Here is a 286-nt window from a genome sequence, read left to right on the forward strand (position 1 = left end):
TTCTTTGATCCGTGACCAGGAGTATTGATCCTTGTTTTGCGGGGTGACCAACAGGTACTTCGTGTTCCGAATCCCGGCTTGGTTCAGGATCCGCTTGGTGAGGTCCTTGTCAAAGGACATAGCCGAAGACGCGATCCCTGAGCCAATGTACGGTTTCTTGAGGAGACGGAACAGGCCTTGGACGGTCCCGTCTTCACCCAGGTTACCGTGAATCACCGGGTAGAAGAAGTCGATTTCTTTAACCGTGCTTAAGGCGGCAATCGGGGCTAATGGGGCATCGAGGTCC

General features: G+C 53.8%; 1 pseudogene. It reads right to left on the reverse strand.

Features of this window, described 5'->3' with window-relative positions:
- Window positions 1-286: pseudogene (locus ACOSDM_RS20245) on the reverse strand (hypothetical protein); the annotation flags it as partial.

The sequence above is a fragment of the Hwanghaeella sp. LZ110 genome, assembly GCF_048892525.1.
Taxonomy (GTDB): domain Bacteria; phylum Pseudomonadota; class Alphaproteobacteria; order UBA8366; family Aestuariispiraceae; genus Pacificispira.